Below are 13,351 nucleotides of genomic sequence, written 5' to 3'. Positions count from 1 at the left end.
CTCCCGTCGTCCGTCGTGGAGCGGCACCTCGGCTACGTATCGCGGAGTACGAGCCCCCGGACATACGCCGCTTGCCCGGCATGCTGGAGATCGTCGGACAGCACGCTGACCAGGCGAACCCCGAGACTGACGGGCGGGTCCCACGCCTCGTCGACGATACGGTCGAGATCGGCCTCACCGAGTCCGGCGACCCAGGCCGCCGTCGCCTCGTGCACCGCGTCGTAGTACCCGGTCAGCAGGTCGGCGGAGCCGACACGGACCGCCTCGACGTCCTCGGGCCGATGCCCGTACCCGATATCCGACGCCGGGAAGGGCAGCCCGAAGCGGCCGACCCAGTCCTGTGCGGTCCAGAGCTGCTCGGTTCCCATCAGGCCGGCGACGTGATCGTCCTGCACCCGGGCCAGATGCCAGACCAGCCACGCGATCGTGTTCGCACCCGGTGCCGGGCTCGCGATCAGCTGATCGGCGTCCAGCCCCTCGACGGCGGCGTGCACCACCTCCCGGACGCGGCCGAACCCGTCGGCCACCACTTCGGCCAGTTTCATCGATTCCCCTTCCGGCGTCTCCAGCCCCACGATGCCACCGCGAGGTGACCCCGGCCTTGCACCCTTGACTTATATAAGCCCAGGCCGTGATAGTTGCCGGATGCACGCGTTCGACGTCCTCGGTGATCCGGTGCGCCGCCGGATCCTGGAACTGCTGGCGGGCGGGGAACAGAGTTCCGGCGACGTGACCACGGTGGTCCGCGCCGAGTTCGGGATCTCGCAGCCCGCGGTCTCCCAGCATCTGCGCGTCCTGCGCGAAAACGGCTTCACCACGGTCCGCGCCGAGGGCGCGCGACGGCTGTACTCGGTCGATCCTGGCCCGCTCCAGGAGATCGACGGCTGGCTGGAGCAGTACCGGCGGTTCTGGGCCGGGCCGCTCGACGCGCTCGCCACCGAGATCGCCCGCGGCCGCCGTGAACGCCGGAAGGCCGCCGAAGACTAGGCGCCCGGGGACTGTCGGACCCCGCCCCTAGAATCGTCCGGGTGGCAGCCCCCGACATCGGTACCTCGGAAGCCCTCGAAACGCTGAACCGCGTCTTCGGCTACGACGACTTCCGCGGCGACCAGCACGCCATCGTCGAACACGTCATCGCAGGCGGTGACGCGCTCGTCCTCATGCCCACCGGCGGCGGGAAGTCGCTGTGCTACCAGATCCCCGCGCTGGTGCGGCCGGGCGTCGGCGTGGTGATCTCGCCGCTGATCGCGTTGATGCAGGACCAGGTCGACGCGCTGCGCAACCTCGGCGTGCGCGCGGGGTTCCTGAACTCGACGCAGGACTACGCCGAGCGGAACAGGGTCGAGGCCGCGTTCCTCGCCGGCGAGCTGGACCTGCTGTACCTGGCGCCCGAGCGGCTTTCGGTCGAGTCGACGGTGCGGCTGCTCGATCGCGGCAAGATCTCGCTGTTCGCGATCGACGAGGCGCACTGCGTCTCCCAGTGGGGTCACGACTTCCGCCCCGACTACCTGATGCTGTCCGCGGTGCACGAGCGCTGGCCGGACGTGCCGAGGATCGCGCTCACCGCCACCGCCACCAAGGCGACGCACGCCGAGATCGCGTCCCGGCTCAACCTGGAGGACGCGCGGCATTTCGTCGCGAGCTTCGACCGGCCGAACATCCAGTACCGCATCGTCGGCAAGAACTCGCCGCAGCGGCAGCTGCTGGAGCTGCTGCGCACCGAGCACAAGGGCGACGCGGGGATCGTCTACTGCCTGTCGCGGAACTCGGTCGAGAAGACCGCGGACTTCCTGGTGGAGAACGGGTTTCCGGCGGTGCCCTATCACGCCGGGCTCGACGCGCGAACCCGCGCGAAGCATCAGTCGCGGTTCCTGCGCGAGGACGGGCTGATCGTCGTCGCGACGATCGCCTTCGGCATGGGCATCGACAAGCCGGACGTCCGGTTCGTCGCACACCTGGACCTGCCGAAGTCCGTCGAGGGCTACTACCAGGAGACCGGTCGCGCGGGCCGCGACGGGCTGCCGTCGACGGCGTGGCTGGCGTACGGCCTCCAGGACGTCGTCCAGCAGCGCAAGATGATCGACACCTCGGAGGGCTCCGACGCGCACAAGCGGCAGCTGAGCGCCCATCTCAACGCGATGCTGGCGCTGTGCGAGACGGTCGAATGCCGCCGTGTGCAGGTGTTGAACTACTTCGGTCAGCGGAGCGAGCCCTGCGGCAACTGCGACACCTGCCTGGCACCGCCGGAGACCTGGGACGGCACGATCCCGGCGCAGAAAATCCTTTCCACCATCGTCCGGCTGCAGAACGAGCGGCGGCAGAAGTTCGGCGCCGGGCAGATCATCGACATCCTGCTCGGCAAGTCGACCCCGAAGGTGACCCAGCATCGGCACGACTCGTTGAAGGTCTTCGGTATCGGCACGGAGCTGAAGGAGCCGGAATGGCGTGCCGTGGTGCGGCAGCTCCTGGCACAGGGGCTCGCTGCGGTCGAGGGCGACTACGGCTCGCTGGTGCTGACCGAGGGCAGCGCGGACGTGTTGAACGGGACGCGGAAGGTCCAGTTGCGGCGTGAGCCGGAGCGGGCGGCGAAGGCCGCGGCCCGCTCCAGCGCGAAGAAGGCCGCGGCCGCCGACATGCCCGCCGAGGCGGCGCCGGTGTTCGAGCTGCTGCGGTCGTGGCGGGCCGCGGCGGCGAAGGAGCAGGGGGTGCCCGCGTACGTGATCTTCCACGACGCGACCCTGCGCCAGATCGCCACCAAACGGCCGGCCACGCTGCAGGAGCTGGGCACGGTCAGCGGCGTCGGCGAGAACAAGCTCGCGAAGTACGGCGAGCAGATCCTCGAGACGCTCGCGGACGCCTAGTGCTCGTAGGGACGGCGCGGCGGCCGCCCGGTCATCCCGTCGACCTTGCGCACCGCGCCGTTGATCTGGCTGTGGTACTTGCCCTTGGTCTTGTGGTCGACGAAGGTCGCGGCCTTGTTCACGACCTTGGAGACCTTTTCGGGGTTCTTCCGCACGTAGGCGCGCACGGCCCCGGCGGTGCCGGCCAGGGCGGTCAACTTCCGCAGTAGAGGCACTGTGGTCCCTTTCCTCGGGGTCGTCTGGTTGTCCTGCTCAACGACCGGTGATGGCTCCTGGGTTCCCCGCGGCGAGCCGAATCACTCATTCCGCCGGAAAACGGGAGGCACGGCGAGGGTCTCGACCATTAAATTCGTGCTCATGCGGGATCTTTCGCTGCTGCCCAAGGCCCATCTGCACGTCCACCTCGAGAGCACCATCCGGCCGGACACGCTCCGTGACATCGGCGAGGCGAACGGCATCGCCGTCCCCGCGGAACAACCCGTGTTCGATGGGTTCCGCGCGTTCGGTGACTACAACGGGCTGATCCGGTCCTGCCTGCGGAGACCGGAGGACTTCGAACGGGTGGCCCGCGAATTCTGCGAGGACCAGGTCGCGGACGGCGTCCGCTACGCCGAAGTCACCTTCACGGCGGCTTCGCACGGCGAACGGCTGGGCGAGCCGGACATGCCGCTGGAGTCCGTCCTCAAAGGACTGTCGGCGGGCGCCGCCGAACACGGCCTCCACTGGCGGATGATCCTGGACCATTCGCGCCGCCGTCCGGTCGAACGCGCCCGGCTCACCCTCGACCTCGCCCGCCGGTACGCCCCGGACGGGGTATTCGCGATCGGGCTCGCCGGCGAGGAGAAGTACCCGCTCGCGCCGTTCGCCGGGATCTGCGACGAGGCCGAGGAGGCGGGCCTGCACCTGATCCACCACGCCGGGGAGGACGCCGGCCCGGCCAGCATCCGCGAGGCGCTGGAAGTCGGGCACAGCGAACGGATCGGCCACGGCATCCGGATCCTGGAGGATCTCGCGCTGGTCGCCGAAGTGCGGGAACGCGGAATCGCGCTGGAGGTCTGCCCGTCGTCGAACGTGACACTCGGGCTCGTGCCGTCGTTCGAGGAGCACCCGCTCCCCCGGCTGGTCGACGCCGGGCTCGTGGTCACCCTCAGCACCGACGTCCCCTCGATCACCGGAACGACGCTGACCGACGAATTCCTGCGCACCCGGGAGGCGTTCGCCTACCACGATCACGCACTCGCCGGGCTCGCCCGCGCTGCCGTCGACGCGTCCTTCGCACCCGCCGACCTCAAGCGCTCCCTTCACGCCGAAATCGACGCCTGGCTCTCCTGACGCAATTAGTCCTCTGGATGCGGTACTTGCGCGTGCAAGTACCGCATCCAGAGGACGAAACGCGAGGGGGTCAGCCGGTCGGGAAGTCGTCCGGGGTACGGATGCGGTCCCGCACCCAGACGCCGGCGGGCTTCAGCATCGAAGTGCCGGTGAAGGAGTTCCCGGCGCAGGTTCCGGTCTTGAACACGGCACCGGAGCGGAAGTCGTCAGAGAAGTTCCAGTTCGTCCAGCCGATCTTCTTGGCGGCCAGCAGATCCAGGTACTTCTGCGAATACGTGAAGTCGTTCCCGCCGTCACCCGTGTAGGTCTGGGTGCCGAATTCCGTGACGAACACCGGGAGCTTGTCGGCCGTCCGCGCCAGCGCGTCGTAGTGCTCGTCCTGGTGCGACGCCGCGTAGAAGTGGAACGTGTACATGATGTTGGTGGCGTTGACCGGGTTGTTCAGGATGTCGGTCTCGTCGCGCTGGTCGGAGACGCCGAAGGTCGACCAGCCGTGCGTGCCGAGGAAGACGACGCTGTCCGGGTCCTGCGCACGGATCACCGGGATGACCTCTTCGGCGTACCGCTTCACGTCCGCCCAGCTGACGCCGTTCGGCTCGTTCGCGACGTCGTAGATGATGTTGACCTTGTCCTTGTGCCGCTGGGCGATCTCGGTGAAGAAGGTCTTCGCGAGGTCGGTGTTCACGTTCGGGTCGCCCGGGTCGAGCTGGTGCCAGTCGACGAGGACGTACATCCCGCGTTTCGTCGCCTCTTCGATGTAGTTGTGCATCATGTCGGTGAACTTGCGCGGGTTGCTCTCATAGCCGTCGTCCTGGATGTACATGGCGACCCGCAGGATGTCTGCCTTCCAGTCGTTGGCCAGTGCGTCCAGCGAGGCGGTCTTCACGCACTGGCTGTACCACTGGATCCCGTGCGTGCTCATCCCCCGCAGCTGGATGGGCTTGCCGTACTGGTTGCACAGTTTGACGCCGCAGACGTGGAGCTTGCCGTTGATCGACACGGGCGTCCCGGCGCCCGGACCGCCGCCGCCTTCGACCGACAGCGAGTCCGCGTTGGGGCCGCCGTTCGACGTGACGGCGGTGGTGCGGATCTTGTTGCTGCCCGCGGCGAGGTTCACCGTGGTGGTGACGGTACTCCAGCTCGTCCACGCGCCGGTGCCGGCGAACCCGAGGTCGTCGACGGCGATGGAGCCGTTGACGGTGATGTCGAGCGGGCGGTTGGCGGTGGTGCCGTTGGCGTAACGGAAGGTCAGCGTGTGCGGCCCCGCTTGCGCCGCGTTGACGGTGTACTCGACGTAGCTACCGGTGACGTTGTCGTAGTTGACGAAGCCGGATCCGGTGAAGCCGGCGTGATTGGATTCGACCGCGCCGCGCGAGATCGTCGCGTTCTCGGATTCGTATCGGACGGGAGCCGCGGAAGCGGCCTGGGCGGAGATCGGGACCGATGCGGCCGCGAGCACCGTGACCAGCGCCGCCCGCCATCTTGGGCGTACCACTTTTTGTCTCCTTCAGAAGCGTCGTTGCGTTCCGTGAAGCGGGGGCGCGGCGAGCCCTTGTTAAGAAACCTTCCTAACGCGGACTAGTCTCACCATCGGGACGAAGCGCTGTCAACAGGGCAAAGGGGGCGATCGCACCCCGCAGTCGGTCCTCTACTTGCGGTAGTTGCACGCGCAAGTACCGCGTTCAGAGGACGAAACGCGGGTCGTGGTCCGCATCACCCGGACGGCGGGCCACACAAGTTCTCCACATTCGTCACGTACCGTGGAACCGGTGACCGCTTCGTCCCCTTCGACCCTGGACCTCATGGACCAGTGGGAACAACCGCCCAGGAAACGTGGCCCGCGTGGCTGCGTGATGCTCGCGCTCCTGGTCGTGGGCGCCTTGGTCGCCGGTGCCGTCTGGGTCGTGATCAGCCTCAACGACCGTGAGCCGGTGCCGGTCAAGCCGGAATTCGTGGTCCCCGCGCTCAAACCCGCCCCGCGTTCGGCCATCCCCGGCGACGCCGGACCGCTGCCCGCGGAGCCCGCGAAGGACGCCTGGATCGCGAAGGTGTCGGAGAACACGGACATCCCCTCACGAGCGCTGCGGGCGTACGTGAACGCGGCCGAGAAGACCGCGAAGACCACTCCGCGTTGCGAGATCACCTGGGCGACCATCGCCGGGATCGGCCGGACCGAGTCCCAGCACGCCCGGCACGACGGTTCCCGCGCCGGTGAGGACGGCATCGTGACGCCGCCGATCATCGGTATCCCGCTCGACGGCTCCCCCGGCGTGCTGGCGGTGGTCGACACTGACAAGGGCGCCCTCGACGGCGACCCGAAATGGGACCGCGCGGTCGGGCCGATGCAGTTCCTGCCCGCCACCTGGAAGCGGTACGGCGTCCGCGCGAGCGGCGACGGCGCCGCGCCAGACCCGCAGAACATCGACGACGCGGCCCAGACGACCGCGCGGTACATGTGCGCGCGGGGCGGCGACCTCGGCGATCCCTCCGGCTGGTGGACCGCAGTGCTGACCTACAACAACTCCACCCAGTACGGGCAGGAAGTGTTCAGCAACGCCGACGCCTATGGGAAAGCGGCTCTGAAGCCCTAAGCGGGCAGAAGCCGGGTCACCAGTCGAGTCAGCTGGTGCACGTTCCGGCATTCGTACATTTCGACGACCTCCGCGTACGCGTGCGCCTCGGAGTCACCGGTGGACCACAGCTCGGTCCGCTCGGGGTTGAGCCAGTACGTATGCCTTGCCGCGGCGGCGATCCCGCGCACCGCGTCGAGGTTCGGGTCGCCGCCGTTGGTCCTGGCGTCACCGAGGATGAGCATGGACGTCCTGGGGCCCACCGCGTCCGGGTAGCGCTCGACGAACTCGCCGAGCGCGTGCCCGTAGTCGCTGTGCCCGTCCCAACGGGTCAATTCCGCGTCGGCGAGGATGCGCGCGCCGAGGTCTTCGGGATCGGCGGCGCCGGTGTCGACGAGGTGGGTGATCTCGTCGCAGGCGTCGATGAACGCGAACACCCGCACCTTGCTGAACTGATCGCGCAGAGCCTGCACCAGCAGCATCGTGAAGTTCGCGAAGCCGGCCACCGACCCCGACATGTCGCACAGCAGAACGATCTCCGGACGCCCCGGCCGGTGCCGCCGGTACGACGGCCGCATCGGGACGCCGCCGGTGGACAGCGAGCGCCGCAGCGTCCGGCGCAGATCGATATGCCCGCGCGCGTGCCGCCGTCGCCGGGCGGCCAAACGCGTGGCGAGCTTGCGTGACAACGGCTGCACGACCCGGCGGAGTTCGGCAAGTTGCGCGCGGCTGGCGAGCAGGAAGTCGACGCGGTCGGCGGCGGGCGGCACGGCGTGCCGCGAAACCCGTTCCCTGCCACGGACTTCCGCCACGCGCCGCCGTGCCTCGGTCCGCACGAGACCGCGGAAACCCTCGACGCGGCGGCGGACGTCGTCGCGGTCCAGCCGGTCGGTGAACTCCTCCTGGCCGCCCGCGCGGATCGCTTCGAGCACGCGGACCACGAGCGTCTGCGGCTGGAGCCGTTCCAACGTCTGATGTGCCGACCAGCCGCCGCTGCCCGCCGTGCCGCCGTACTCCCCCAGCATGTCGACGGCGAGCCCGGCCAGCTGCGTCAGCTCCGGCTGGTCGTTCGCCGCGAGCGCGGTGGCGAGCCGGTCGCGCAGCGCGGCCAGATCGTCGACGGGATCCTGCGACGGCGCGCCGACACCGAGCGGGAAGTAGATGTCGAAGGTCGCGTCGAACACCGCGCGCTGCCCACCGCGCCGGACGAGCGCGGCCGCGAGCCCTTCCCGCATCTGCTCGCGGGAGTCGAGGCCCAGCACTTCGAGTGCCGCGGCCGCGTCGACCGTCTCGCTGGGCCCCGCCGGGATTCCGTGTTCCCGCAACGCTTCCACGAATTCGACGAGCCTGCCCGGCACGCCGCTCACGAGTCGAGGACCTTGCCGAGTTCCAGCCGCGCGTCCGCCTTCACGACGTCGTCCTGGTGTTTGAGGATCACGCCGAGGCTCGCGCGGACGACGTCCTCGCCGAGGCTGTCCGCGCCGAGTGCCAGCAGGGTCCGCGCCCAGTCGATGGTCTCGGCGACCGACGGCGCCTTCCTCAGTTCCATCGCTCGCAGCGCGGTGATCACCTTGACCACGGACGCGGCGAGCGCGTCGTCGACGCCCGGCACCTTGAGCCGCACGATGCGCTGCTCCAGCGCCGCGTCGGGGAAGTCGATGTGCAGGAACAGGCACCGGCGGCGCAGTGCCTCGGAAAGCTCGCGCGTCGCGTTGGAGGTCAGCACTACGAACGGCTTGCGCCCGGCGGTGATCGTGCCGAGTTCCGGGACGGTGATCTGGAAGTCGCCGAGCACCTCCAGCAGCAGGCCCTCGATCTCGACGTCGGCCTTGTCGGTCTCGTCGATGAGCAGGACGGTCGGCTCGTCGCCCTTGATCGCCGTCAGCAGCGGCCTGGCCAGCAGGAACTCTTCACCGAAGATGTCGTTGCGGGCTTCGTCCCACGTCTCGTCCTTGCCCGCGGTGATCCGGAGAAGCTGCTTCGCGTGGTTCCACTCGTACAGCGCGCGAGACTCGTCGACGCCTTCGTAGCACTGCAAGCGCACGAGCCGGGAGCCGCTCGCCTGCGCGACCGCCTTCGCAAGCTCGGTCTTGCCGACCCCCGCGGGGCCCTCGATCAGCAACGGCTTGCCGAGGGCGTCCGCGAGGAACACCGTGGTGGCGACGGCCGCGGAGGCCAGGTAGCCGGTGTCGGCGAGCTTCGCCGTCACGTCTTCGACGGATGTGAAGTACCCGGTCCCAGCCACGCGGCCTCCCAGCTCGATCGCCTACCCGGCCGACTCTACGTCGCGGATCCGCTTCGGCAGCAGGAACCCGACCGCGAAGGTGAGCATCACCATCACCGCGACCACCCAGAACGTGCGCTGGGCGGCGCCGGTCGGGTCGGCGGTCCCCGCGTCGAAGAACACCGTGCCCAGCAGCGCCAGTCCCAGCGCGCCGCCGACCTGCTGGAGCGACGTCAGCGCGCCCGACGCCGATCCTGCCTCCGCCGGTTCCACCCCGGACAGGGCGATCTCGAAGTACGGGCCCATGATCAGCCCGGAGCCGATCCCGACCACCAGCAACGCCGGCGCGATCAGCCACGGCCCCGTCTCCGGGCCGAGGAGCAGCAGGAGGGCGACCACGCCGGCGGTCATGATCAGCGCGCCGGTGTGCAACACCTTGCGGCCGTGCTCGCGCACCGCCTGCACCAGGCCCATCCCGACGATCATCCCCAGCGACATCGGCACCCCGGTCAGCCCGGCCTTGAGCGGCGAGAAACCGAGCCCGAGCTGCAGGTACAGCGTGAAGACCAGACCGAAACCGGAGAACGCCGCGAAGTAGATCGTCCCGGTCGCCATCCCGGCGAGGAAGCTGCGCTTGCGGAACAGGCTCGGCTCGACCAGCGGGTCACCGCCGCGGCGGCTCTTGCGCTTCTCGAACCACGCGAACACCCCGAACACCACGACCGCGGCGGCCATCATCGCGAACGTCCACAGCGGCCAGCCGTACTCACGCCCCTGCACCAGCGGGAAGACGATCAGCAGCGCGCCGGTCGTCGCGAGCAGGGCGCCGGGGATGTCGAGGGTGAGCGAACCGCCGGGACGGGACTCGGGCAGGAACTTCAGCGCGGCGAGTACGGCCAGCGCGCCGATCGGGAGGTTGACCAGGAAGATCATCCGCCAGCCGGTGCCGAAGAGATCGGCGTCGACCAGCCAGCCCGCGAGGATCGGGCCGCCGACCGCGGCAAGACCCATCACCGGCCCGAACATGCCGAACGCGGACTGCAGTTCCTTGCCCGCGAACATCTCCTTCATCATGCCGAGACCCTGCGGCACCATCGCGGCACCGAAGAGGCCCTGCACCACCCGCGCGGTGATGATCATCTCGGGGTTCACCGCGATCGCGCAGAACAGCGAGCCGACGACGAAGCCGATCGCGCCGATCAGGAACATGCGCTTGCGGCCGAAGATGTCGCCGAGCCGCCCGCCGGTGAGCAGACCGGACACCATCGCGAGGGTGTAGGCCACGCCGAGCCACTGGATCATCGCCGTGCCGCCGCCGAGCGACGCCCGCATGACCGGACCGGCGATGCTCGTGACCGTCATGTCGAGCAGTTCCATCACCGAGCCGGTCAGGATCACGAACAGCGCGGGCCAGCGCCAGCGGTAGGACTTCTCCACGTTTTCCGTGGTCACACCGCTCGGGGTGTCCAGTGTCATCGTCATGGGGACAACGCTAAAGTCAATTCCGGCCACTTTCTGACCGGAATGCGAGCGAATCTGGATTCATGGCGAACACGAGTGCGCGGATGCTGCGGTTGCTCTCCCTGCTGCAGACACACCGCTTCTGGTCGGGGATCGAGCTGAGCGACAAGCTCGAAGTGAGCGAACGGACGCTGCGGCGCGACGTCGAACGGCTCCGCGAGCTGGGTTATCCGGTCAACGCGAGCCGTGGCGTCGCGGGCGGCTACCAGCTGCGGTCGGGCACGGTCATGCCGCCGCTGCTGCTGGACGACGAGGAGGCCGTGGCGATCGCGGTCGGCCTCCGGACGGCGGCGAGCGGTTCGGTCGAGGGCATCGAGGAGACCTCGGTCCGGGCGCTGACGAAGGTCGTCCAGGTGATGCCGCCGCGGCTGCGCAGGCGTGTCGACGCGCTCCAGGCGTACACGACGCCGGCGGCCGTCACGGGTCCCCGGGTCAACGCCGCCAGCCTGACGGTGATCGCGCAGGCGTGCCGGGACGACGAACGGTTGAAATTCGACTACGCGGCACGCGGTGGCGAGGAGTCCGCGCGACTGGTCGAGCCGCACCGGCTCGTCTCGCTCGGACGGCGCTGGTACCTGGTGGCGTGGGACCTCGATCGGGTGGACTGGCGCACCTTCCGTGTCGACAGGCTCAGCGAGCCGCGCACCACCGGCGCCCGCTACCGGCCGCGCGAGATCCCCGGCGGCGACGCGGTCAAGTTCGTCGAGGCGCAGATCAAGGCGAGGCCGACCACGCATACGCTGGTCGTCCGGGTGCAGGCGCCGAAGGACCGGGTCGAATCGGCGGTGCGGTACCTCGGCGGCGCGCTCGAAGCGATCGACGAGACGTCCTGCCGCCTGACGATGAACGTCGACACCTTCGACTGGCCGGTCCTGATCCTCGCCGCCATCGGCGCGCCTTTCGAGGTCGAGAGCCCTTCGGCGTTCAAAGACCACCTCGCGTCCGTCGCCGCCCTCTTCACGACGGCTAGCATCGGGCCGTGAGCACCTACGTCGCGGCCGAGGGCCGATACGAGAGCATCCCCTACCGCCGCACCGGGCGCAGCGGCCTGAAGCTGCCCGCGATCTCGCTGGGCCTGTGGCACAACTTCGGGAACGACAAGCCGCTGGGCACGCAGCGGGACATCGCGCGGCGCGCGTTCGACCTGGGCATCACCCATTTCGACCTCGCCAACAACTACGGCCCGCCCTACGGCTCGGCGGAGGAGAACTTCGGCAGGCTGCTGGCGTCGGACTTCAAACCGTACCGGGACGAACTGGTCATCTCGACCAAGGCGGGGTACGACATGTGGCCGGGCCCGTACGGCGAATGGGGCTCGCGCAAGTACCTGTTGTCCTCTTTGGACCAATCGCTCGGCCGGATGGGCCTGGACTACGTCGACATCTTCTACTCGCACCGGTTCGACCCCGACACGCCGCTCGAAGAGACGGTCGGCGCGCTCGACACCGCCGTCCGGTCCGGACGCGCGCTGTACGTCGGCATCTCTTCGTACTCGTCGGAGAAGACCGCCGAGGCCGCCCGCCTCCTTCGCGAGCTCGGCACCCCGCTGCTGATCCATCAGCCGTCGTACTCGATGTTCAACCGCTGGCTCGAAGGCGACAAGCTGCTCGACACGCTCGAAACCGAAGGCGCGGGCTGCATCGCCTTCTCGCCACTGGCACAGGGACTGCTGACCAGCCGCTACCTCGACGGCGTTCCCGAGAATTCCCGTGCCGCGCAAGGGAAGTCGCTCAACCCGGACACGATCACCGAGAGCACCCTCGGCAAGATCCGGGCACTGAACGAGATCGCTCAGCGCCGCGGCCAGACGCTGGCGCAGCTCGCGCTCGCGTGGGGCCTGCGTGACCCGCGGATGACGTCGGTGCTGATCGGCGCGAGCAGCGTCGCCCAGCTGGAGGACAACGTCGGCGCGCTGAAGAACCTGCACTTCACGAACGAGGAGCTGGCCGAGATCGATCGCTACGCCACCGAGGCCGACATCAACCTCTGGAAGCGCTCGACCGACGCCGGCTAGCTAATCGCGTTGCCCCACCGGGCCGGGGAGCCGAGACTGCGAGCATGACTTTCGAAGATCTACTCGCCGAAGGAGAGGCCGTCCCGGTCGAAGGCTGGGATTTCTCGTGGTTCGACGGCCGGGCCACGGAGGAACGGCCGCCGTGGGGTTACTCGCGATTGCTCGGCGAGCGGATGGCGGCGGCCGCCGCCGGGCTGGACCTGCAGACCGGCGGCGGCGAGGTGCTCGCGGGCATCCCGGAACCGCCGCCGGTCCTCGCCGCCACCGAAGGCTGGCCGCCGAACGTCGAGGTCGCGCGGAAGAATCTCGCGCCCCTCGGCGGCCAGGTGGTCGAGGCCGAGTACGACGCGCCCCTGCCGTTCCCCGACGAGTCGTTCGATCTGGTGAGCAGCCGTCATCCGATCGCGAATCCATGGCGGGAGATCGCCCGCGTGCTGCGTCCGGGCGGCACCTTCCTGTCGCAGCAGATCGGCGCGGGCACCGTGCGCGAGCTGAAGGAGTTCTTCCTCGGCCCGCAGGACTACGGCGGCTGGACGCCCGACGTGCTGCGCGTCGAGGCCGAAGCGGTCGGGCTCCGGGTGGACCGTCTCGAACCGGCGAAACTGAGGATGGAGTTCTTCGACCTCGCCGCGGTCGTCCACTTCCTCCGGAAGGTGATCTGGATCGTGCCGGGATTCGAGGTCGGGAAGTACCGCGACCGGCTCGCGGAACTCCATCGGATGATCGAGACCGACGGGAAGTTCGTCGCGCACTCCCGGCGGGTGCTCGTGGAGGCCGTCAAGCCTTTGTAAGTGGTAAGGACGAGCAGAACCAAGAGTCCGTGAAGGCC

General features: G+C 69.0%; 13 protein-coding genes. 7 read left to right on the top strand and 6 right to left on the bottom strand.

Going from position 1 to position 13,351, the window contains the following annotated elements:
* Positions 1-32: 32 nt before the first annotated feature.
* Positions 33-545: a mycothiol transferase gene (locus AVR91_RS03030; protein ID WP_063276584.1), complete on the bottom strand. Its 513-nt coding sequence runs from the start codon at positions 543-545 to the stop codon at positions 33-35.
* 100 nt (positions 546-645) lie between these two features.
* Here AVR91_RS03030 and AVR91_RS03025 point away from each other — a divergent pair, with 100 nt between their 5' ends.
* Entirely contained in the window at positions 646-987 is a 342-nt protein-coding gene (locus tag AVR91_RS03025; protein WP_063276583.1) for an ArsR/SmtB family transcription factor, read from the top strand.
* Positions 988-1,028: 41 nt separating this feature from the next.
* Positions 1,029-2,861, top strand: a complete 1,833-nt coding sequence (recQ, locus tag AVR91_RS03020; RefSeq protein WP_063276582.1) for a DNA helicase RecQ — start codon at positions 1,029-1,031, stop codon at positions 2,859-2,861.
* Here recQ and AVR91_RS03015 read toward each other — a convergent pair.
* On the bottom strand, positions 2,858-3,076 hold the full coding sequence (locus AVR91_RS03015; RefSeq protein WP_063276581.1) for an antitoxin: 219 nt from the start codon (positions 3,074-3,076) through the stop codon (positions 2,858-2,860). The two genes, recQ and AVR91_RS03015, sit on opposite strands and share 4 nt — an antisense overlap.
* A gap of 142 nt (positions 3,077-3,218) precedes the next feature.
* Between AVR91_RS03015 and add the strand changes: the two genes are divergently transcribed.
* Positions 3,219-4,193 (top strand): adenosine deaminase, encoded by a 975-nt coding sequence (gene add / locus AVR91_RS03010; RefSeq protein WP_063276631.1) that lies wholly within the window; start codon positions 3,219-3,221, stop codon positions 4,191-4,193.
* Between the two features lie 70 nt (positions 4,194-4,263).
* Here the strand turns inward: add and AVR91_RS03005 are convergent, their stop codons facing one another.
* Entirely contained in the window at positions 4,264-5,688 is a 1,425-nt protein-coding gene (locus AVR91_RS03005) for a cellulase family glycosylhydrolase (RefSeq protein ID WP_063276580.1), read from the bottom strand.
* A 274-nt stretch (positions 5,689-5,962) separates the two neighbouring features.
* Between AVR91_RS03005 and AVR91_RS03000 the strand changes: the two genes are divergently transcribed.
* On the top strand, positions 5,963-6,784 hold the full coding sequence (locus AVR91_RS03000; RefSeq protein ID WP_228708197.1) for a lytic murein transglycosylase: 822 nt from the start codon (positions 5,963-5,965) through the stop codon (positions 6,782-6,784).
* On the opposite strand, the gene AVR91_RS02995 is transcribed toward AVR91_RS03000, so the two are convergent.
* From AVR91_RS02995 to AVR91_RS02985, 3 genes are read right to left on the bottom strand one after another with little or no spacing between them, the layout of a single operon-like run.
* On the bottom strand, positions 6,781-8,130 hold the full coding sequence (locus tag AVR91_RS02995) for a vWA domain-containing protein (RefSeq protein WP_063276579.1): 1,350 nt from the start codon (positions 8,128-8,130) through the stop codon (positions 6,781-6,783). The genes AVR91_RS03000 and AVR91_RS02995 overlap by 4 nt on opposite strands.
* Complete coding sequence (locus tag AVR91_RS02990) at positions 8,127-9,008, bottom strand: AAA family ATPase (RefSeq protein ID WP_005155088.1); 882 nt, start codon at positions 9,006-9,008, stop codon at positions 8,127-8,129. The genes AVR91_RS02995 and AVR91_RS02990 overlap by 4 nt, the downstream gene beginning before the upstream one ends.
* 21 nt (positions 9,009-9,029) lie before the next feature.
* Entirely contained in the window at positions 9,030-10,469 is a 1,440-nt protein-coding gene (locus tag AVR91_RS02985; RefSeq protein ID WP_063276578.1) for an MFS transporter, read from the bottom strand.
* A gap of 62 nt (positions 10,470-10,531) precedes the next feature.
* On the opposite strand from AVR91_RS02985, the gene AVR91_RS02980 reads away from it, so the two are divergent.
* Genes AVR91_RS02980 through AVR91_RS02970 form a run of 3 tightly spaced genes read left to right on the top strand, consistent with a single transcriptional unit; the run spans position 10,532 to position 13,313 of the window.
* The gene (locus AVR91_RS02980) at positions 10,532-11,491 is read left to right on the top strand and encodes a helix-turn-helix transcriptional regulator (protein WP_228709105.1); all 960 of its coding nucleotides are present in this window, start codon (positions 10,532-10,534) and stop codon (positions 11,489-11,491) included.
* Positions 11,488-12,522, top strand: coding sequence for an L-glyceraldehyde 3-phosphate reductase (gene mgrA / locus AVR91_RS02975; RefSeq protein WP_063276577.1), 1,035 nt, complete (start codon positions 11,488-11,490; stop codon positions 12,520-12,522). Before AVR91_RS02980 ends, mgrA begins: the two co-directional genes overlap by 4 nt.
* A 44-nt stretch (positions 12,523-12,566) precedes the next feature.
* The gene (locus tag AVR91_RS02970; RefSeq protein ID WP_063276576.1) at positions 12,567-13,313 is read left to right on the top strand and encodes a class I SAM-dependent methyltransferase; all 747 of its coding nucleotides are present in this window, start codon (positions 12,567-12,569) and stop codon (positions 13,311-13,313) included.
* Positions 13,314-13,351 lie beyond the last annotated feature (38 nt).

Source organism: Amycolatopsis keratiniphila subsp. keratiniphila, from assembly GCF_001620365.2.
Taxonomy (GTDB): domain Bacteria; phylum Actinomycetota; class Actinomycetes; order Mycobacteriales; family Pseudonocardiaceae; genus Amycolatopsis; species Amycolatopsis keratiniphila.
The sequence above is the reverse complement of the archived record's forward strand: the minus strand, read 5'-3'. Positions and strand labels throughout refer to the sequence as shown.